At 70.2% G+C, this 20,484-nt stretch carries 20 protein-coding genes; 14 read left to right on the top strand and 6 right to left on the bottom strand.

The genetic code is table 11. The features are described 5' to 3' along the window. The first annotated feature begins 39 nt into the window (after positions 1-39). The gene (locus IDM40_RS16560) at positions 40-678 is read left to right on the top strand and encodes a response regulator (protein ID WP_193122918.1); all 639 of its coding nucleotides are present in this window, start codon (positions 40-42) and stop codon (positions 676-678) included. A 56-nt stretch (positions 679-734) separates the two neighbouring features. Here the strand turns inward: IDM40_RS16560 and IDM40_RS16555 are convergent, their stop codons facing one another. Continuing rightward, on the bottom strand, positions 735-1,892 hold the full coding sequence (locus tag IDM40_RS16555) for a GAF domain-containing protein (protein ID WP_193122917.1): 1,158 nt from the start codon (positions 1,890-1,892) through the stop codon (positions 735-737). Between the two features lie 191 nt (positions 1,893-2,083). Here IDM40_RS16555 and IDM40_RS16550 point away from each other — a divergent pair, with 191 nt between their 5' ends. Beyond that, positions 2,084-2,821, top strand: coding sequence for an ANTAR domain-containing response regulator (locus tag IDM40_RS16550; protein WP_193122916.1), 738 nt, complete (start codon positions 2,084-2,086; stop codon positions 2,819-2,821). A gap of 244 nt (positions 2,822-3,065) precedes the next feature. Further along, positions 3,066-3,413: an STAS domain-containing protein gene (locus IDM40_RS16545; protein WP_193122915.1), complete on the top strand. Its 348-nt coding sequence runs from the start codon at positions 3,066-3,068 to the stop codon at positions 3,411-3,413. On the opposite strand, the gene IDM40_RS16540 is transcribed toward IDM40_RS16545, so the two are convergent. Then, positions 3,403-4,365: an anti-sigma factor RsbA family regulatory protein gene (locus IDM40_RS16540; protein ID WP_193122914.1), complete on the bottom strand. Its 963-nt coding sequence runs from the start codon at positions 4,363-4,365 to the stop codon at positions 3,403-3,405. The two genes, IDM40_RS16545 and IDM40_RS16540, sit on opposite strands and share 11 nt — an antisense overlap. A gap of 133 nt (positions 4,366-4,498) precedes the next feature. Then, positions 4,499-5,773: a glycosyltransferase gene (locus tag IDM40_RS16535; protein WP_193122913.1), complete on the bottom strand. Its 1,275-nt coding sequence runs from the start codon at positions 5,771-5,773 to the stop codon at positions 4,499-4,501. A 797-nt stretch (positions 5,774-6,570) separates the two neighbouring features. Between IDM40_RS16535 and IDM40_RS16530 the strand changes: the two genes are divergently transcribed. Continuing rightward, positions 6,571-7,332 carry a PP2C family protein-serine/threonine phosphatase gene (locus IDM40_RS16530; protein WP_193122912.1) on the top strand — a complete coding sequence of 254 codons (762 nt, stop codon included), beginning with the start codon at positions 6,571-6,573 and terminating at the stop codon, positions 7,330-7,332. Between the two features lie 109 nt (positions 7,333-7,441). Here IDM40_RS16530 and IDM40_RS16525 read toward each other — a convergent pair whose 3' ends face one another. The 3 genes from IDM40_RS16525 to IDM40_RS16515 all read right to left on the bottom strand — a co-directional run bounded on the left by IDM40_RS16525 (position 7,442) and on the right by IDM40_RS16515 (position 9,090). Continuing rightward, positions 7,442-8,071: a copper resistance CopC family protein gene (locus IDM40_RS16525; RefSeq protein WP_193122911.1), complete on the bottom strand. Its 630-nt coding sequence runs from the start codon at positions 8,069-8,071 to the stop codon at positions 7,442-7,444. Between the two features lie 21 nt (positions 8,072-8,092). Further along, positions 8,093-8,704 (bottom strand): copper resistance protein, encoded by a 612-nt coding sequence (locus IDM40_RS16520; protein WP_193122910.1) that lies wholly within the window; start codon positions 8,702-8,704, stop codon positions 8,093-8,095. Positions 8,705-8,826: 122 nt separating this feature from the next. Continuing rightward, a complete protein-coding gene (locus tag IDM40_RS16515; RefSeq protein ID WP_193122909.1) occupies positions 8,827-9,090 on the bottom strand; it encodes a WhiB family transcriptional regulator in 264 nt (87 codons plus the stop codon). A 767-nt stretch (positions 9,091-9,857) separates the two neighbouring features. Between IDM40_RS16515 and ectA the strand changes: the two genes are divergently transcribed. The 10 genes from ectA (at position 9,858) to IDM40_RS16465 (ending at position 20,480) form a co-directional block, all read left to right on the top strand. After that, entirely contained in the window at positions 9,858-10,361 is a 504-nt protein-coding gene (gene ectA / locus IDM40_RS16510; RefSeq protein WP_193122908.1) for a diaminobutyrate acetyltransferase, read from the top strand. Positions 10,362-10,454: 93 nt separating this feature from the next. Further along, positions 10,455-11,720: a diaminobutyrate--2-oxoglutarate transaminase gene (ectB, locus tag IDM40_RS16505; RefSeq protein ID WP_193122907.1), complete on the top strand. Its 1,266-nt coding sequence runs from the start codon at positions 10,455-10,457 to the stop codon at positions 11,718-11,720. Between the two features lie 201 nt (positions 11,721-11,921). After that, positions 11,922-12,332, top strand: coding sequence for an ectoine synthase (locus IDM40_RS16500; protein WP_193122906.1), 411 nt, complete (start codon positions 11,922-11,924; stop codon positions 12,330-12,332). Positions 12,333-12,945: 613 nt separating this feature from the next. Then, complete coding sequence (ehuB, locus tag IDM40_RS16495; protein WP_216630925.1) at positions 12,946-13,809, top strand: ectoine/hydroxyectoine ABC transporter substrate-binding protein EhuB; 864 nt, start codon at positions 12,946-12,948, stop codon at positions 13,807-13,809. Between the two features lie 6 nt (positions 13,810-13,815). Beyond that, positions 13,816-14,541, top strand: coding sequence for an ectoine/hydroxyectoine ABC transporter permease subunit EhuC (gene ehuC / locus IDM40_RS16490; protein WP_193122904.1), 726 nt, complete (start codon positions 13,816-13,818; stop codon positions 14,539-14,541). Further along, complete coding sequence (gene ehuD, locus IDM40_RS16485) at positions 14,542-15,177, top strand: ectoine/hydroxyectoine ABC transporter permease subunit EhuD (protein ID WP_193122903.1); 636 nt, start codon at positions 14,542-14,544, stop codon at positions 15,175-15,177. It abuts the gene before it with no gap. After that, positions 15,164-15,985, top strand: coding sequence for an ectoine/hydroxyectoine ABC transporter ATP-binding protein EhuA (gene ehuA / locus IDM40_RS16480; RefSeq protein WP_193122902.1), 822 nt, complete (start codon positions 15,164-15,166; stop codon positions 15,983-15,985). Before ehuD ends, ehuA begins: the two co-directional genes overlap by 14 nt. Before the next feature lie 263 nt (positions 15,986-16,248). After that, a complete protein-coding gene (locus IDM40_RS16475; protein WP_193122901.1) occupies positions 16,249-17,196 on the top strand; it encodes a CPBP family intramembrane glutamic endopeptidase in 948 nt (315 codons plus the stop codon). A 243-nt stretch (positions 17,197-17,439) separates the two neighbouring features. Next, on the top strand, positions 17,440-19,497 hold the full coding sequence (locus tag IDM40_RS16470; protein WP_235997682.1) for an RNA degradosome polyphosphate kinase: 2,058 nt from the start codon (positions 17,440-17,442) through the stop codon (positions 19,495-19,497). Then, the gene (locus tag IDM40_RS16465; protein WP_193122899.1) at positions 19,494-20,480 is read left to right on the top strand and encodes an NUDIX hydrolase; all 987 of its coding nucleotides are present in this window, start codon (positions 19,494-19,496) and stop codon (positions 20,478-20,480) included. Before IDM40_RS16470 ends, IDM40_RS16465 begins: the two co-directional genes overlap by 4 nt. The last annotated feature ends 4 nt before the right edge of the window (positions 20,481-20,484 follow it).

Genomic DNA, 20,484 nt, shown 5'->3' with positions numbered 1-20,484 from the left:
GCAGCCGCGGAGCCCCAAGAAGACCTGGAGTAACGAGCAGTGACCCAGAAGGCCAACATCCTCCTCGTCGACGACCGCGACGAGAACCTGATCGCGCTGGAGGCGGCCCTCACCTCCCTCGACCAGAACCTGGTCCGGGCCAATTCCGGTGAGGAGGCGCTCAAGCACCTTCTGGGCACCGACTTCGCCGTCATCCTGCTGGACGTCATCATGCCCGGCATGGACGGGTTCGAGACCGCCTCGCACATCAAGCAGCGCGAGAAGACCAAGGACGTGCCGATCATCTTCCTGACCGCCCAGGAGATCGACCGGCACCAGGTCTTCCGGGGTTACGCGTCCCGGGCGGTCGACTTCCTGCTCAAGCCCTTCGACCCGTGGGTGCTGCGGTCCAAGGTCGAGGTCTTCGTGGAGCTGCACCAGCTCAAGGCGCAGATGCGCGAGCAGGCCCGCACCCTGCAGCGGGACCTCGGCCAGGAGACCGGGGAGCCGGGCAAGGTGCTGGCCGAGCAGCTCGCGCAGCGCACCGGCCAGGTGCAGGCCGACCTCGACGCGATCCGCGAGCGGGTGCAGGACACCTACGGCGACAAGGACCGGGCGCTCGTGGAGGAGATCCATCGCCTCGACCGCTCCGTCAACCGTCTCGGCACCCTCGTGGAGACCCTCCACGGGCCCGAGTAGTCCGTGCCCGCTCCGGGCCTCCGCTCCTCTCCGGCCGGTGGGGCCCGGGACGACCTCTACGGCTCGACCGGCGGGCGGGGCGGCATCGCCAGGCCGATGTGCTCACCGATCTCCTCGATGAGCCCCAGGTCCGCCAGGCGGAAACTGCCCCGGTTGCTGCGCCGGATCAGCGTCAGCGCGCCGCGCACGCCACGGCTCCCGCGCAGGGGCACCGACAGCAGCGAACCCGCGCCGATGAGCCCGAGCAGGGGAGCGCCGGCGTCGTCGTGGCCCAGCACCGCGCCGTCCTCGATGAGCGGGTGCAGCAGCGACTCGCCCTCGGCCAGTACCCGGCCGGGCACGTCGGAGTCCTCCGGGACCGCCCGTTCCACGCTCGCGCGCAGTTCCTCCGGTGCGTCGGCGGGCCCGGCCACGGCGGCACGGCGGGCGGGCGCGGGGTCGGCCCGGTCGAGCACGTCGAGCACGACCCAGTCGGCGTAGGAGTCGGCGAGCAGCTCCGCGGCCTCGCCCAGCGCCGGTCCGGAACGCCGCAGCAGAAGCCGCGTCATCCGGGTCAGCACGTCCAGGCGGCGGGCGGCCAGGACGACGACCTGGTCCTCGACCTCGGGCTCCAGGGGAGCGGGGCCCTCGTCCTCGCCCCCGTGCACCGTCGGCGACAGCGCCACCAGCACGAGCGGGTGCGGTTCGGTCGGCAGCTCCAGCCGGGTGAGGGACAGGTGCACGTCCTCGGCCCACCCGCGCTGCGCCATCCGCGAGTCCAGGGAGGCGGGACCGTCCCCGCGCAGCACCGACGCGAGCCACGACCGCAGCGCCGCGCGGTTGCGCAGGTCCACGAAGTGCGTGAAGGGTTTTCCGGTCAGGTAGCCGGGGGCGCCGCCGAGCTGGTCGGCGCCGGCGTTGTTGATGCGCCGGATGTGGCCGTCCTGGTCGAGCAGGACCACGGGCACGGTCAGTTCGGAGAAGACCGCCCGCAACAGGGCCCGCTCGTCGCTGCCGCCCTCGCGCCGCTGCTGACCGGAACGCCCCGACAGGGCCTCGGCCAGCTCGGAACCGGCGTCGCCGAGCAACCGTTCGGCGTACTCCAGCTCGGCCAGCGCGGCCTCGGCGGTGCCCCTGGCGTCGTCGGGGTACATCGTGTGGGCCGAACGCAGCGCACCGACCCGTTCTCCCAGGGCGGTGATCTCGCGCTGCAGCCCGGCCAGGTTCTCCGACACGTCAGGTCTCCCGGTCCTCGTCGGGGGCGGAGCACCAGCACCCGCGGGAGCGGACACCGACACCTACATGCGTCTATCGACCGTAAGGGATGTGAGGGCAGGTGGACGCCTGCGGTTACGGTTGATGCGTGGCCGGAACCCGGAGGCCCCGCTTTCCGTCCCACGACTGAACACCGTTCTTGGAGGGCCGGATGTGGTTCGAACGCCTGGCCCGGGAGTTCAGGGAACTGGGGCATTCCGAGAGCACCACGGTCGAGCGCGCACTGGACCAGATCAGCCGGAGCACGGCCGCCAACGTGCCGGGGTGCTCGGCCGCCCTCGTCGTGGTCTGGCGCGAGGTGACCGGGCCCGACGGTTCGGTGCGGCACGTGGTCGCCGACTACGGGGCCTCTCACCCGGACCTGGCGATCGCCCTGGAGCAGCAGTACACGAGCGACCAGGGCCCGGCCGTCGAGGCGGTTCGAAGGGTCCGTCCCGTGCACGTGCGCGATCTTCTGCGCGAGCAGCACCGCTGGCCCCGGTACACGAGCACGGCGATCCAGTGCGGTGACCGCTCCTCCCTCACCCAGCCCAGCCCGATGCCCGGGGGAGAGCGTGTGCTGACCTTCGGCATGCACTCCGGCCGCGCCGACGCCTTCGACGAGGAGAACCTCAACCCGCTGGCGGCCCTGCTCGCCGAGCACGCCGCGGCCGCCCTGCACGCCGTCGACCGGCAGGCCGACGCCGCTCGCGAGTCCGCGCACATGCGGCGCGCGATGTCGGCGCGGACCGTCATCGATCAGGCCAAGGGCATCATCATGCACGCGCGCGGGTGCGGCCCCGACGACGCGTTCGCCTCCCTGCGCGAGGTGGCCCAGCGGAACCGGAAGAAGGTCGTCGAGGTCGCCCGCGACCTGGTGGCCGAGAACGCGACCGTTCGTAGGCGTTAGGTGAGCTGAGTCCGCAGCGTGATCCCGGGGCGTGATGATGGGGGCAGGGCCTGTTTGGTGGGCGCCTTCCGTCGCGAGCGGCGCAGCCGGTGGTGCTATCGCAAAGCCGAAGAAGGAGTCGGCGGCCACGCCGTCGACTGATGAGAACGCAGCGAGAGTGCCGCTGGGGCGTCGCGCAGCAGGTAACTGGGTGTCCGCCAAGCAGGCCCTACGGGGGCCGTCTTCTCGACAAGGAGAACCGAGCGTGACGTCAGACATCTCGATCCGCCACGAGGGTGACATCGCCGTGGTCGTTCCTGTCGGGGAGATGGACGCGGTGGCCTCACCGGCGCTCGCCGACGTCATCGACGGGCTCCTGGGGGAGCAGCCGGTGAAGGGGGTCGTCGTCGACCTCGCCAAGGTGAGCTTCTGCGACTCCCGCTGCATCGGGGTCCTCGTGGCCGCCTACCGGCAGGCGCGCGACCTCGGCGTGGGCCTGCGCACCGCCGAACCCCAGCAACAGGTCCACCGGCTCTTCGTCATCTCCGGTATCGACCAGATCATCCCCGTGGAGGGGTCCGTGGACGAGGCGGTGACCCTGCTCAGGGCGTGAGCCGCTCGGCCGCGCGGGCCGGCGGGTCCTCGGCGCGGTCGAGGAAGTGCAGACGTACGAGCGTGCCGTCGGCGTCCCCGCAGATCTCCACGTAGTCGCAGGTCTGCCGGGTGATCCACAGCCCGTACCCGCGGGGCCGCACCCCGTCGGCCGGACGGTAGCCGGCCAGCGGGTCGGTGAGCAGCCCGGCCTCGTCGAAGACCTCGCACACCCACCTGTCGTGGGAGCGCCACAGCGCGACCCCGCCCTTGCCCGCACCGTGTTCCAGCACGTTGGCGGCGAGTTCGTTGACCGCCACCACGAGCCCGTCGACCTGGGCCGCGGGCAGCCGCAGGGCCGCGCCCAGGTCCGTGAGGTCGCGGCGCAGGCGCGGCAGGGACTGCCCGATCTCCGCGCGGTGCACCGCGCCGGCGACCGGGAGGGGTTCGGGCACGGCCGGGCGCTGCGAGTGCGCGGCCGGGCCGAGGTAGGCGTGGTTGGCCGCGGCCCCGTGTTCCCCGATCAGGACGGGGTGGGTGGCGTGCACGGCCGCCAGGGTCCCCGGGTCCAGCGTGCGGGTGTCGTGCACGCACAGCAGGTCCAGGGCGGTGTCCTCCAGTGCGGTGGCCAGGACCGCCTCCAGGCGCTGCCACTCCTGCGCGGCCGGGGCCGGGCCCCGCACGGGCGGGGGTTCGGCCACGACGGTCACCCGTGAGGGCGCGTGCGTGAGCGCCGTGCGGTGCAGGGCGGCCAGCATCCGGCCGGGGGCGTCGTAGAGGGTCTCCCGGTCCATGACCTGGACGCTCCGGGCCACCACGGGCGGCAGGGAGTCGAGCAGGAGCGCGGAACGGTGCGGCGCGACCGCGAGCACGGCGGGCCGGCCCGAGGCGACGGCGGCGCGCAACCGTCCGCCGGCCACCGAGCGGAACCGTTGATCGCGGGCGAACAACAGGGCCTGGTGCGTGAAGGTCATGGTCGTGGCTTCGTCTCCGGCGTCCGGGCACCCCGGTCCGGGCACCCGTGTCCCGGATGTACCCCGAAAGGGCCGTCCCTCCCGTGCCTCGGCGCGGGAGGGCGGACCTTGTCGGTGGAGCGAGCCGTCCATGTCAGTGGAGCGAGCCGGAAAGGGCCAGGTCGTCGGAGTCGTCGTCCTCGTCCGCGGTGTTCGAGTCCGAGGGGCGGGCGCGCTCGTAGGCGAGCTCCGTCTCGATGGCGATGCGCGACCAAGGGAAACGGGAACGGGCGCGGTCGACCGCGGCGATCCCGTAGGCGGTGCTCATGGTGGGGGTGTTGAGCACGGTCCGCACCGCGCGCACGACCTCCTCCGGGCGGCCGAACCGCATGAGGACCCCGCTGGTGCGGTGCAGCACCGCCTCGGGCACGGCGCCGGTCGCGGTCGCCACGACGGGCAGACCGCACGCCATGGCCTCCAGGACCCCGCCGCCGTAGGGGTCGTAGGAGGCCGCGGAGACGTAGAGGTCGGCCGAACGCAGCAGGCGCGGCACCTCCTTGCGCTCCACCGGGCCGGTCAGGTGAACCCGGTCGTCGACCCCGAGCTCCTTGGCGAGGATCTCGAGCCGGCGGGCGTCGGAGTCCAGGGCGACGTCGCGGTCCTCGGCGTTGGAGACCAGCAGCAGTTCGGTCTCGGGCATGTGCGCCACGGCCTCCACGAGCCGCTCGGCGCCCCCGGCCTCGTGCAGCGCGGTGACCGACACGAGCCGGGTGCGCTCCTCGCGGCGGGTGTTCCAGGGTTCGGTGGCCGCACCGCCCTCGACCGTGAAGTGGTCGGGGTCCACACCGAAGGGCACGACGCTCACGTGGTGGCGGGGCACCCGCAGGCGTGCGAGCTCGCCCTGCTGGTCGGTGGAGCCCACGATGACGTGGTCGGCGCGCGAGGCCAGGACCGCCTCCATGCGCACCCGCTCGGGCTGTTCGGGCAGCCCGGCGCGCTGCTCGCTCGCGTTGAGGGAGTGGAAGGTCTGCACGAGCGGGATACCGCTCTGGTCCCGGTCGCTGTGTGCCTGGGCGTGCAGCGCGGCCAGGCCGCTGGTCCACCCGACGGCGTGCAGGACGTCCGGGGTGTCCTCGTCCAGGGCCCCGGCAAGTGCGGTGCCGAACTCTCCGGTGTGCTGGGCCTGCTCGTCGGCCTGCAGGACACGGGAGGGTCCGGCGTCCAGGTAGGTGACCGAGACACCGCGCGCCATGCGGGTGCGCCCGGTGGGCTGGTCGGGGTCGCTGCGGCGGGCGTAGACGGTGACCCGGTGGCCGCGCTTGGCCAGCTGCCGCGAGAGTGCGCACGCGTGCAGGCTGGCCGGGCACGCCGGCTCACCCCGGTGGGCGGGCAGGGGGTTGGCGTGTTCGGCGATCAGGGCGATCTTCACTGGAATGACTCCTTGGACACGATCGGGGTCGGTGTCCTGCATCGGTTGCCGCCCGGGGATCCCGGAGCGGGGAGACGGGATCCGCGTGGCGAGTGGGCTGTCGGCGTGCCGGACGCGTGCGTGTCCGGGGCTCGGCCGACGGTCACGGGGAAGGCGAACACGGTGCCGCCCGGCCGTGCATGCGCACGTGCGGGGGCGGGAGCGTGTGCACGGGACCGGAACGTGCGCAGGCAGGGCACACGTGCGGTTCCGCTGAGGAGAGAGAAGGAGGAGGGAAGGGCAGACGCATGCGAGATCACACCAGACGACCGTCGAGAGAGAGGAGGCCCGCGGGGCACGCGCGCGGTGGCGCGGCCGGGGACCGGTCGTGTGTGTCTGCGTCTTAGACACCCAACGCATGCCATTCTGCCATGGCTCCCCGAGGGGGACAACGTGACGCTGTGCGCCCGTTCGCCCCGAACCCCTCTTCGGGGCTGTCCGTAACCCGGTCCGGGCCGGTCGGGGCGCGTACGCGGGCGCAGGGGCGGAGGTCCCCTGCCGGGATGCGCTGCGCACCGTTACTGTCGGATCGGGCGTGCGGCGTTCGGCCGGTCTCCCGCCGTTGCATTTCCGGGCGCGGAATGCCGGGCGGGAACTGCGTATCCGGGTGTTTTCCGCCATGATGTACGCGGATTTTGACCGACTCCGGCGGTAGCTCGGTACGGTTGCAGAATCCAGACGTTGAACGGGACTCGACCAATGGTCCGGCGCCACGTGCCGGGCAACCGGCCACGGCCGACGAAACGGAGGAAGGGCGTATGGGTGTCGCTGGTGGGGAAGTCATTGTCACCGCCCTCACGCACCGGGGCGCGGTCCGCCCTGCCAACGAGGACGCCATCGTCATGGGCGCTCTCACCGTCGCCGGCGCGAACATGACCGCGCCGGTCCGCTGCGTCCTCCCCGTCGGTGAACCCGTGATCCTCGCGGTGGCCGACGGCATCGGGGGCCAGGCGGCCGGGGAGATAGCGTCCGAGCACGCCGTGCACCGCATGGCCGAGGTGGGGGCCCGCTTGGAGGGCCCGGACCACATCGCCCAGATCCTCGGCAACATCGACGAGGAGATCAAGGACCACGCCAAGCAGCACACCGAGTTCTCCGGGATGGGGACCACGGTCGCGGGCGTGCTCCTCAACGGCGACGGCAACTTCTGGTTCAACGTCGGCGACTCCCGCACCTACCGCATCGAGGGCGGGCGGCTGCGCCAGCTGAGCGAGGACGACTCCCCGGCTCTGCCCCCGTCCGAGGACGGCCGTCCCGTCACCACGAACTTCATCACCCAGTCCCTGGGCGGCAGCTCCGGCGGCACGATGGTCCCCCACGTGGGCCGGGACGAGGCCCCTGACCCCAGCACCTGGCTGATGTGCAGCGACGGCCTCTCCGACCTGGTCTCCACCGAGGAGATGGAACGCATGATGGCCGAGGCCGGCAGCGACGAGGCCGCCGTGCACGCGCTGTGGCAGGCCGCCATGGAGGGCGGCGGCAAGGACAACATCAGCATCATGCTCGCGCGCCGCGTCTGAGCCCCCGCGGACACGCACCGCGCGCACCCAGCACACATGACAGGGCCCGGCCCCCGCGGAGGGGAACCGGGCCCTGTGCTGTGTCCGTGTCCTCAGGGGACGTGTGCGCCTACTGGGTGCTCTTGCGCATGCGCACGGCGATCAGGATCACCGCGGCCAGGACCACGACCGCGGCGACGACGATGACCGCGACGGTCGTGCCGGAGATCCCGCCCTCGTCGGCGGCCTCCTCGGCACCGGTCTCCTCCGCGGCGTCGTCCGCGTTCTCCTCGGCCGCTTCCTCCTCGGCGGCGTCGTCCTCCTGGGCGTCCTCGTCCTCCTCGGGCGCGGCCGCGGCCACGGCCTCCTCGGAGACGGAGAAGGTCAGGGTCTCCTGGATCGGGTGGCCGTCGGAGGAGACGATCCGGTACCCGATCGTGTAGTCGCCGGCCTCGTCGAGCGGTTCGAGCTCGGTGGTGACGTCGGCACCGTCGAACTCGAGCCCGCCGGTCTCGTAGGTGGTCTCCTCGTCCGGCCCGGTCACGGCGATCGCGTTGCCGTCGCCGGTCTCCAGGGGGTTGTTGTTGAAGGTCAGCACGACCTCCTCGGGCACGGTGTCCAGGCTCTCGCCGTCCTCGGGCGAGGACGAGATGAGCACGTCGTGCGCCAGCGCCGGGGCCGGGGCGAGGACGAGTGCGGCCGCGGTGAACGGGGCAAGGGCCAGGGCGGCCGCGCGGGCCGTGGTGTTCGGGGTGGTCATCTTCCTTCTCTCAGGGTCGTCTCACGTCCGGAGCGCGTCGGTGCGCTCCGGTTCGGCACGGAAAGCGGCCGAACCGGGAGGCCCGCGTGGTCCGTGCGTGGAGAGGTCGACCGTTGAGAGAGCTGGGACGTCCCGGTGGAGGGGACGGACGGCGGCCCGGTGCACGACCGGGACACGGGCGCGCAGGCCCTGTGGGAGCCACCGTGAGAGCAGGGACGCCAGGGCCCACAGCGCGGCCTCGCCGTGCGCGAGCAGTGCGGCGGCCAGGAGCGCGGCCCACAGGTGTGCGAACAGCATCCCGGGGGCGAACCCGAGGACGTGCGTGAGCAGGCCGTGGCCGCTGTGGTCGGCGCCGGCGTCGAGGAGTTTGTGTGCGGCGCCGCCCGAGCCCTGCAGGATCAGGTGGATGCCGACCTGGGCGGCGGCCATGACCGCGAAGATGTCGCCCATCCCGCGCATCCTGCGGGTGAAGAACAGCAGGACGGGGAAGAGGAACGCGGTCGCGGCGAAGAACCCGGCGGACGAGGCCGGTTCGGGCGCCCAGAGGTTGTGCCCGCCGTAGGCCAGCCCGGTGGACGCACCGGCCAGGAAGGCGGTGCGCAGCGCGTGGAGCGTGCCATGAGCGGGTCGCACGGGATCGAACCTAGGCAAAGCCCTGTACGCCCGCAAGGGCCGTCCTCACAGGGACGGTCCCCTCGCGGGGACAGAGCGGGGGCCGCCGGACGGCCTCGTGTCCGGCGGCCCGTGCCGTCGTCTCAGCTGGCCGGGGCGAGTTCGAGCCGCATGTAGCGGCGTTCCTCGGGGGTGGTGCCACCCCAGACGCCGTGCGCCTCTCCGGCTCGCAGGGCCCACCGCAGGCACTCTTGGCGAACAGTACAACTGCGGCAGACGGCGACGGCCTGTTCTGTGTCGGCCTGCCCGATGCCGGTGCTGCTGACGGGAAAGAAGATCTCGGGGTCGTAGGAGCGGCAGTTGCCCTGCAGGACCCAGTCCTCGCTCTCGTGGTACAGGCGGTTCACGGGCGCCTCCGATCCGTCGTGCTGATCCTGGCCCGTGCGGGGGACCCACGGCGGGCGCAGAGAAGAGTTGTGGCCGCCGGACGGGTCTCGGGGCCGTCCGTGCGACGCGACCAAGTGTAGTACTACATGAGGTCGTACTACACGGAGTCTGCTCGAAAGTCGGAGCGAGGGCAAGGACCTTCGGTGCTGGTCCCGGTGGTTTCGGGGGATCCGGGAGGCATGGGGGCGCCCCCGGGCGAGGGGCACGGGCGGAGGGTGGAACCCCTGTGTGACGGGGGATTTTGCGTGCGGAACCCCTGCGCCGTTACCGGCGTGTGATGTACGCTGCAAGCGTTGGGCCCGTTATGTCTCGAGGTTTCCACCGAATTGATGTGACTTAACGCACGCTTAATCTGCCGCCATGAAGCTCTATGTTTGACCGTGGCGGTTGTCGTCGCGGCGTGACACTCGGTGCCGTCCGCGGGGCGAACGCCCCCTCGTGAGAGAGTCCGGAGCCCCTGGTGAGTGGGGGATGAGCTGCGCCGTTGACCCTCCGTCGCGGTGGCCCCGGTGCACCGAGGGTGAACCCGAAGAGCTACCAAATAGGCTAGTCCTCCCCAGTTTTGAACCGCCCAAACATGTAGGCGCTTGCGGTCTGAAACTCTCTTGAGGATCGTTCGCTAAGTTCGATCGACGTGCCACATCAACGAACTGACCTCCATGCACGCGACCGGACCGACAACGGGGCCACAGGCTCTGAGGCCACACAGGCCGCGGGCCTGGGAGGTGTGCAACTGTCGCACCCGTCCCCGGAGGACGGGCCGCACATGTGGCGGCTGGCGGGTGAGACGGGGATGGACGTGAATTCCCCGTACTCCTACACGCTCTGGTGCCGCGACTTCGCCCGTTCCAGTGTCGTCGCCCGCGACGACGACGGCCGGGTGGCCGCCTACGTCACCGGTTTCGTGCGCCCCGACAGCCCGGACACGTATTTCCTCTGGCAGGTCGCCGTCGACTCCGCGTACCGCGGACAGCGGCTGGCCCGCCGGATGCTCGACTTCATCGGCGACGCGATCGCCGATCAGGGCCTGCGCTACCTCGAGGCGACCGTGACGCCGGACAACACGGCTTCACGGGCGCTCTTCGGCTCCTTCGCAAGGGACCGCGGCGCCGAGGCCGTGTGGAGCCCCCTCTTCGGGACCGAACACTTCCCGCAGGACGGAACCCCGCACGAGCCCGAGGACCTCGTCCGTATCGGACCCCTCGGGGCCCGTCCGAGTCAAGAAGCGTGACTGACCATCCGCACCGGATCGACCGATCCTGAACCGCCCCGTCGTCCAAGCCATGAGCCCACGAACTTGGGGAAAGGAACCAAGGAACACACGATGGAGACCTTCCAGCGCCTCGAGTCCGAAGTCCGCGGATACTGCCGGAGCTGGCCTGTCGTTTTCGACAAGGCCCTCGGAAGCCACGTCTACGACGAGAGCGGCAAGCCCTACCTCGACTTCTTCGCCGGGGCCGGCTCCCTCAACTACGGGCACAACAACCCGGAGCTGAAGAGCCACCTCATCGACTATCTGACCGACGACAGGATCGTGCACAGCCTGGACGCGTACAGCTCGTCCAAACGCGAGTTCCTGAAAACCTTCGAGGAGATCATCCTCAAACCCAGGGGGCTGGACTACAAGGTCCAGTTCCCCGGCCCCGCGGGCAACAACGCCGTCGAGGCTGCCCTGAAGCTGGCCCGCAAGATCACGGGCCGCCAGACGATCATCAACTTCACCAACGGCTTCCACGGCATGACCCTGGGCGCCCTCGCGGTGACCGGTAACTCGATGAAGCGCGGCGGTGCGGGCGTTCCGCTCGACCACGTCGCCACGATGCCCTTCGACAACTACCTCGACGGGCAGACCCCCGACTTCCTCTGGCTCCGCACCCTCCTCGAGGACAGCGGCTCGGGCCTGGACGCCCCCGCCGCCGTGATCGTCGAGACCGTGCAGGGCGAGGGCGGCATCAACGCGGCCAGCGCCGAGTGGCTGCGGGGGCTCGCCGACCTCTGCAAGGAGTACGGCATCCTCCTGATCGCCGACGACATCCAGATGGGCTGCGGCCGTACCGGCAACTTCTTCTCCTTCGAAGAGGCCGGCATCGTGCCCGACATCGTCACGCTGTCCAAGTCCATCAGCGGTTACGGCCTGCCGATGGCGCTCACGCTGTTCAAGCGCGAGCACGACGTGTGGGGCCCGGGCGAGCACAACGGCACCTTCCGCGGCTTCAACCCCGCGATGGTGACCGGTACCGAGAGCCTGCGCCGTTACTGGAGCGACGACTCCTTCTCCGAGGCCGTCAAGGCCAAGGGCGAACTCGTCGCGGCGCGTCTGCAGGAGATCGCCGCCGAGCACCCCGAGACCGGCGCGCACGTGCGCGGCCGCGGCCTGGCCCGCGGTCTGGCCTTCGAGCAGACCGAGCTGGCCAACGAGGTCTCCGCGGAGGCCTTCGAGCGCGGCCTGCTGCTCGAGACCTCCGGCCCGGAGGACGAGGTCCTCAAGCTGCTCCCGCCGCTGACCGCGACCGAGGCCGAGCTCACGCAGGGCCTCGACATCATCGCCGACGCGACCCGCGCCGCGGTCAAGCAGAGCAAGGCCGCCTAGAGCGCGCAACGGGGCTTCTGAGCCTCTGCCGGCCGTACCCCGGCCGGCGTGGGGGCCACGGGAATTTTTCCCACGTGGCCCCCACTTTCTACTGACGGAACGGGGTCGGTCGGAGGATCCTGGTCGCAGGGACCGCCGACCGGCCCCGCACCGTGTCGACCACCACGCACGAGGCGCAGCAGCGCGATTGAGGAGTCAGCAGTGATCGTTCGCAACATGGACGAGGTCAACGACACCGACGCCGACATCAAGACGGAGAACTGGCGCAGCCGTCGGATCGTCCTCGCCAAGGACAAGGTCGGCTTCTCCTTCCACGAGACCGTCCTGTACGCGGGCACCGAGTCGACCTTCTGGTACGCGAACCACATCGAGCTCGTGCACTGCATCGAGGGTGAGGCCGAGCTGACCAACGAGGAGACCGGGGAGAAGCACATCATCACCCCGGGCACCCTCTACCTGCTCAACGGTCACGAGCAGCACACCGTCCGCCCCAAGACCGACTTCCGTGTCCTGTGCGTGTTCAACCCGCCGGTGACCGGCCGCGAGGTCCACGACGAGAACGGCGTCTACCCGCTGGTCGTCGAGGACGACGCGGAGAACGCCCCCGCCTAGTCGGGAACGCCCCCGCCTAGTCGGGAACGTCCCCGACCTGTCGGGGACGCCGCGCCCGTCGGGGCGCAAAGCTCCGGGAGCGGGGCCGAGGAAACCCTCGGCCCCGCTCTTGTTGTTTCCAGGTCGTTTCTTCGTCCTACCAATTGCAGTAAGCGTGATCTTCGTGTGACCGCTCCTTTGCCGAAAATCATGATTCCGCGTTCGAGAATGGACCGAATGGGGAAATACTTCCCTGGGTGGCAAGAGGGGGGACGCAGGGTCACAATGCACAGGTAACCAGCCCTGGCCAGCAGAATGATCCTGTCGCCCGATAGTGGGAACCGCATAACCAGTGCATAACGGAGCAAATGTCTGTCGTTACCGGGGTCCGGGGCCGGGGGAGGGACACCCCGTACCAGCGCCGCCGAGCCCTGCCCCGACGACGGCGTACGTCGACCGGCACCACGCCGCGGTTCGCCCACACCAGGCGTCCCACCATCCGAATGTGCGGCGCCGCCGTCCCGTTCTGCCAGGGCGGTGGCACCGCTCCCGCGAGTGATTCTGAGGAGCAGTCGTGAAGAAGAAGGTACGTGCGAGAAGCCGTGGGGCCTGGGGACGCCGGGATGCTTTCCGTCTGGGCGGGGTCGGCCTGGCCACCGCGGCGCTCGCTCCCACCCTCGTGTCGTGTTCCAGGGCCGACGAAGGTGCTTCCTTGGACGACCTGCGCGAGCAGGGGTTCGTCCGGGTGGGCCTTGCCAACGAGATCCCGTTCGGCTTCGTCGACGACTCCGGTGACCCCGCGGGGCAGTCGCCCGCCGTCGCCCAGGCCGTGTTCGAGGAGCTGGGCATCCCCGAGATCGTCGCCACCGCCACCAGCTGGGACGGCCTGATCCCGGGGCTGCAGAACAACCAGTTCGACATCCTCGCCGCCGGTGTGTTCATCACTCCGGAGCGCTGCGAGGAGGTCGCCTTCAGTGAGCCGACGGCGACCTCCCCGGAGGCCTTCCTCGTCGAGAAGGGCAACCCGACCGGCATCCAGACCTTCGAGGACATCGCCGCCGACTCGGACGTCCGTCTGGCCGTCCTCAACGCCTCGGTCGAGCAGACCTACGCCGAGTACTTCGGTGTGTCCGAGGACCAGATGGAGCTCATCCCCGACCAGACGACCGGCTTCGAGTACCTGGAGGCCGGCCGTGTGGACGCGGTCTCCATGCTGGCGGTCTCCCACAACTACCTGCTCCAGGAGCGCGGGCAGGAGGACGACTTCGACGTCACCGAGCCCTTCTTCCCCGTCATGGACGGGTTCGAGGAGAAGGGCTGGGGCGGCCTGTGCGTCCGCCAGGGCGACACGGAGCTGCTCGAGGAGATCAACCGCGTGGTCGCCGAGTTCACCGAGAGCGGCCGCCTGCTCGAGCTCGGCGAGGAATGGGGCTTCACCGAGGACGACCTGCCCGACGGCACCAGCACCGAAGAGCTGTGCTCGGGTGAGGGCGGCTGATCCGGTTTGGAATTCCTCGAACAACAACTACCGCGCTACGTCGACGGTGCCTGGATCACACTCCAGCTCACCGTCGGCGGGGCCGCGCTCGCGTTCGTCTTAGCGATGGTCGTGGGCGTCCTGGGGACCACGCGCTTCTGGTGGGCCAGGGCCATCACCACGGTCTACGTGGAGACCTTCCGCGGGATCGCCGCGCTGGTCGTGATGTTCTGGTTCGTCTTCGCGTTCCCGGACCTCACCGGCTTCGAGCTGGACCCGATCTTCGCCGCGATCCTCGCGCTGGGGCTCAACGTGGGCGCCTACGGTGCCGAGGTCGTGCGAGCGGCCATCAACGCCGTGCCCAAGGCCCAGGTGGAGGCCACCGTCGCGCTGAACTTTTCGTGGTTCCAGCGCGTGCGCCTGGTCGTGCTGCCCCAGGCCTGGGCGCAGATGCTGCCCACGTTCGGCAACCTGATCATCGAGCTCATGAAGGCCACCGCGGTCGTCTACCTCGTCGGGATCGTCGACCTCACCTCGGTCGCGCAGCAGATCCGCTCGGCCACCGGTGAGACCTTCCTGGCGTTCGGCGTCGCCTTCGTCCTCTACTACCTGCTGGCACAGGTGCTGATCTTCGGTATGAGACTGCTCGAACGCCGCGCCAACCAGAAGCTGGGGCGTGCCCCTGCCGGGGGCGGGCTCCTGTCGCTGCTGCGGCCGCCGACGGTCGGGACCCAGGTGGGGGTGGCGAAGTAGATGTGGGATTTCGAGTTCACCTTCGAGGCCATGCCCGACCTGCTCAACGGGCTCCTCACCACCGTCCAGCTCACGCTCATCGGCTACTCCATCGCGCTGACGCTGGGGCTGCTCGTGGCGATCGTGCGCCGGGTGCCGATCATCGGCGGGGTCCTGCACTTCGTCATGGAGTTCATCCGGACCACACCCCTGATCATCCAGGTGGTGTTCGTGTTCCTGCTGACGCCCGCCAACATCTCGGCCTTCACGGTCGGTGTGGTGGTCCTGGGCGTGCACTACGCGGCCTACACCGCCGAGGTCTACCGCTCCGGCATCGAGGGCGTGGCCAAGGGCCAGTGGGAGGCCGCACGGGCGCTGAGCCTGCCCACGAGCCGCACCTGGGGCGCCATCGTGCTCCCGCAGGCCATCCGCAAGGTCATCCCGGCCCTGGGCAACTACCTGATCTCGATGTTCAAGGACACACCGCTGCTCTTCGCCATCGGTGTGACGGAACTGCTCACCCAGGCCCAGCGGGTCGGGAGCGAGAGCTTCCGGGTCGTGGAGGCCTACACCCTGGTGGGCCTCCTGTTCCTGGTCGTGAGCATCCCCTCCGCGATCATCATCCGTCGACTGGAGAAGCGTTATGTCGCCGTCTGATACCCCTGACAACGACCTGCACCAGGGTGTCGCGGGCGAGGACCTGATCGTGTTCGACCAGGTGGTCAAGCGCTTCGGTGACCTCACCGTCCTGGACCACCTGGACTTCCGTGTCGCCCCCGGTGAGCGGGTCACCCTCATCGGGCCCAGCGGTTCCGGCAAGACCACGATCCTGCGCCTGCTCATGACCCTGGAGAAGGTCACCGAGGGCATGGTCTGGGTCGGCGGCGAGCCGTTCAGCCACATGCCCCGGGGTTCCGGTTTCGCGCCGGCGAGCGAGAGCTACCTGCGGGCCCGCCGCAAGCGCCTCGGGATGGTCTTCCAGCAGTTCAACCTGTTCCCGAACATGACGGTGCGCAAGAACGTCACCGAGGCCCCCGTGCACGTCCTCGGCACCCCCAGGGACGAGGCCAACGCCCGCGCCGAGGAGCTGCTGGAGCTGGTCGGCCTGGGCGACAAGGTCGACGCGCACCCCACCCAGCTCTCGGGCGGCCAGCAGCAGCGTGTGGCCATCGCCCGGTCCCTGGCGATGCAGCCGGAGATCCTGCTCCTCGACGAGGTCACTTCGGCTCTGGACCCCGAGCTCGTGGCCGGTGTCCTGGACGTCCTGCGCGAGGTCGCCGAGACCACCGACATCACCATGCTGTGCGTGACGCACGAGATGAGCTTCGCACGTGACGTCTCGCACCGGGTGCTGATGTTCGACAAGGGCCGGATCGCCGAGGAGGGCCACCCGGACCAGATCTTCAACGATCCCCAGCACGAGCGGACCCAGGCCTTCCTGAAGTCCGTCCTGGAGAACGGCTGAGGTCCCGGGCCCCGGCCCGCCCCGTCCTCACGGCCTCCGCGCACCGCGCGGTGGCCGTTCCGTGTCCGGGGGCTTTCCCCGCTCTTTTCCTCCCGCCCCGGTCCATTGCATTCCGTTGTGCTCGCTCTTTTCTGATCTGTGGTTTCTGTTCGCTTCTGCGGGTGGATGGGGCCAGTTCTTCGCGAAGCGACATGCGGTGGTGATTAAGCAGCGTTTAGTCGCTGCATAGGCAGAATGGGGGTTCTGAGACAGGGGGGACACTTGTGACCACGGTCCGAAGATGGGGGCTCCCGGCGTGGACCGCCCTCGCCATCGCACTCGTCGCGCTGTCGGTGGGACTGCACGCCGAACTGCGTGCGCACGTGTTCGGTGACGGTCTCCCGTTCTATCTCGGTTCTTGGGGCGCGCTGCTGATCGGCGGGGTCCTGATCTGGGCCCTGGCGCGGGCGCTGGGCGATCGGCGTGCCCTGGACGCGCAGGTCGTGCGCGCGTTCGTGGGGCACCCGCTCCGCTCCGAGACGGTGTTCCTCCTGGCCCTGCTGGCGGCGTTCCTGCTGTCGATGGTCGTGCTGACTCTGGTCTTCGACGTCTTCGAGACCGAGATCGGCGCCGACCTGGCGATGTCGGTCTCGCTCGTGTGCCGGGTGCTGTTCCTGTTCACGCTGCCCGTGCTGATCCTGGACCGCTCCGGGGTGACCACCGACGGCCGCGGAGCACAGATGCCCAGCATCGCCCTCAGGGTGCGCGAACCGTGGCGGTGGAGCGGTCTGCTGCCCGTCGTGGTGTCCCTGGGGCTCATGACGGTGCTGTTCGTGCCCTACACCGGATACCCGCCGCCGAGCATCGCCCTGATCGGGTTCCTCGCGGCGTTCACCGTCATCTCCCTCTGTGAGGAGATCTTCTTCCGGGCCATGCTCCAGACGCGCCTGGAGCATTTCATGGGGCGCTGGGGCGGGATCGTGTCGACCTCCGTGGCCTTCGCCCTCACCTATGCGCTCGTGCAGACTTTCGACGCGGTCTCCCAGCTGCCCGGGGACGACCTGGTCCACGACATCGGCCTGGCCATGCTGACCTACTCGGCGGCCGGGCTGTTCTACGGGTACCTGTGGGCGTGCTTCCGCAACCTCTGGCTCAACGTGTTCATGCGGGTCGGTGTGTTCATGGTCCTGGTGCCGCCGGACCTGACCTTCGGCATCGTCGACGCGCTGTGACGGCCGGCCTCTTCGGCTTGCATTTTCTTTCCGCCTGCTTTTCACGGCGTTGGAGGCGGACCCTCGTAGTCTGATTTGCCCGGTTCGTCAGCTTATGTGTCGAACTGGGGAGTCATGAGTGCAGAGGTTGCTTTCCGGTCGCCTTCTTCTCATACGGGCGTCACCGGAACGTTCCGCAACGGGGGGAGTCTGGCCACGGTGAGCACGGAATCGATCCCCGCACCCCGGACCGTCACCGACACACTGCCCTCCGACCGGTTCATGGACCGGGAGGAAGGGTGGCTGCGGTTCAACCAGAGGGTTCTCGAACTCGCCGAGGACGAGGACATCCCCCTCCTGGAACGCACCCGCTTCCTGGCGATCTTCTCCAGCAACCTCGACGAGTTCTTCATGGTCCGCGTCGCAGGGCTCAAGCGCCGCGAGGCCACCGGGCTCTCCGTCGCCTCCGCCAGCGGCCACCACCCGCGCGACCTCCTCGAACGCATCTCCGGGGTCACGCACGAGCTCATGCTCCGGCACGCGGCCTGCTTCGTGCGCTCGGTCGGCCCGGCCCTGGCCGAGGTCGGCATCCGCATCCTGCGCTGGAACGAGCTCGACCAGCCCGAACGCGATTTCCTGCACGGGTACTTCCACCGGTCCGTCTACCCGCTGGTCACCCCGTTCGCGGTCGACTCCGCGCACCCGTTCCCCTACATCTCCGGGCGCTCGCTCAACCTCGCCGTCACCGTTCGCGACCCGCGCGACGAACGGCGCATGTTCGCCCGCGTGAAGGTGCCCAGCGCCCTGCCGCGCTTCATCGAGCTCGACACCGCGGGCGGCGGCCGGTTCGTGCCGGTCGAGGACGTCATCGCCGCACACCTGCCGCAGCTGTTCGAGGGCATGCAGATCGTCGAGCACCACGCCTTCCGCGTCACCCGCAACGCCGACCTCGAGGTCGACGAGGACGAGACCGACGACCTCGTGCACTCCCTGGAGAACGAGCTCCTGCGCCGCCGGTTCGGCCCGCTCGTGCGCCTGGAGGTCGAGCAGGACATCAGCGACGAGGTCCTGGGCATCCTCACCGCCGAGCTCGGCGCCGAGGAGGAGGAGATCCACCGCGTCCCGGGACCGCTCAACCTGGCCGGGCTCGCGCAGATCGCCGACCTCGACCGGCCCGAACTGCGCTACCCGCCGATGGTCCCGGTCGAACCGCAGGCCCTGACCTCCGGGAACCTGTTCGCCGCGATCCGCGCACGCGAGGTCCTCGTGCACCACCCCTACGAGTCCTTCGCCACCAGCACCGAACGGTTCCTGGCGCTGGCCGCCACCGCCCCGGACGTCGTCGCGGTCAAACAGACGCTCTACCGCACCAGCGGCGACTCGCCCGTCGTCGAGTCGCTCATCGACGCCGCCCGCGCCGGCAAGGAGGTCGTGGTGCTCGTCGAGGTCAAGGCGCGCTTCGACGAACAGAACAACATCGAGTGGGCCCGCAAGCTCGAGGGCGCCGGGTGCCACGTCGTCTACGGCGTCGTCGGACTCAAGACCCACTGCAAGCTCTCCATGGTCATCCGCAAGGACGACGACGGGGTCCTGCGCCGCTACTGCCACGTCGGCACCGGCAACTACAACCCGGCGACCGCACGCATCTACGAGGACCTCGGGCTGTTCAGCGCCGCGTCCGAGGTCGGGCAGGACGTCAGCGACCTCTTCAACAGCCTCACCGGGTTCTCCCGAAAAAGGCACTACCGCCGGCTGATGGTCGCTCCCGCCGCCCTGCGCGAGGGCCTCATGCAGCGCATCGGCGGGGAGATCGAGCACGCCCTTGCCGGACGGCCCGCGCGCATCCGCATCAAGGTGAACTCGCTCGTCGACGAGGAGATCATCGACGCGCTCTACCGCGCCTCGCAGGCCGGCGTCGACGTCGACCTGTGGGTGCGCGGCAGCTGCGTGCTCAGGGCCGGGGTGCCGGGGCTGTCCGACCGGATCAGGGTGCGCAGCATCCTCGGGAGGTTCCTGGAGCACTCCCGGGTGTTCGTCTTCGAGGGCGGCGGTGACCCCGAGGTGTGGATCGGCAGCGCCGACCTCATGCCGCGCAACCTCGACCGGCGTGTGGAGGCGCTCATCCGGGTCTCCGACGGTGAACAGCGGCGGCGGCTCATCGGGCTCATGGACTTCGCGATGGACGACGGCACGACCTCGTGGCACCTGGAGCCCGACGGTTCCTGGACCCGGCACACACGCGACGACCAGGGCCGGCGCCTGGTCGACCTGCAGGACGCCCTGCGCGGGGACCGCCGGTTCCGGGTGGTGGAGCACGCGTGAAGGACGAGCACAGCACCCCCGACGGCATCCGCGTGACCAGTGCCTTCCCGCCGCGCGAGACCGCGGTGGGCGGGTACCTCGAACCGATCCGCGCCGGCGGGGCCGTCCTGTGGCGCGAGGCTCCCGGCGGCGGGCGCGAGGTCGTGTTGGTGCGCCGCCCCGACCGCGGCGACTGGACGCTGCCCAAGGGCAAGCTCAAGGGCGGCGAGCACATCATCACGGGCTCCGTGCGCGAGGTCGCCGAGGAGACCGGTGTGACCCCGGTCCTGGGCCGCCGCCTGCCGCCGCAGCGCTACCTCAAGGACGGTTGGCCCAAGCAGGTCGAGTGGTGGGCCGCGACCCCCGCCGACCCCCGCGCGGAGCTCGACCGCAGACCCGACGACGAGATCGACCTGGTCGAGTGGGTGCCCCTGGAGGAGGCCCGCACGCGCATCACCTACGACCACGACGTCCGTGTGCTCGACAACTTCCGCGCCGGCCCGGCCCGCACGTTCCCGGTGGTGCTCGTGCGCCACATGTCGGCCGGGGACAAACGCGGGTGGAGCGGCAACGACCTCCTGCGCCCCCTCGACGAACAGGGCCGCGCCGACGCCCTCGCCCTGCCGCGGCTGCTGTCCCCCTACGGGAGGCCGGACGCGGTCTCCTCGGCCGCCGCGCGCTGCACGGAGTCGCTGCTGCCCTACACGGTCGAGTGCGACGCTCCCATGTACACCGAGCGCGCCCTGACCGTGCGGCCGACGGGGCGGTCCTACGACATCGGCGAGGCCCGCGCCGCCTTCGCCGCGCTGCTCGACCGGTGCGAACCCGTGGTCGTGTGCACCCACGGCGAACTCGTGCCCCATCTCATGGCCGAGGCCCTGGAACGCCTGGGCGCGCCCGTCACCCAGCAGCTGGGCCTGCGCAAGGGCTCGCTGTGGGTGCTGCACGTGTCCGCGGACGGCGGCGCACTCGCCGGAGCCGAACGCCACACCGTCCGGCCGTGAGGCA

Source organism: Nocardiopsis coralli, assembly GCF_014892575.1.
Classification (GTDB): Bacteria; Actinomycetota; Actinomycetes; order Streptosporangiales; family Streptosporangiaceae; genus Nocardiopsis; species Nocardiopsis coralli.
This window is presented reverse-complemented; position numbering and strand designations above follow the sequence as displayed.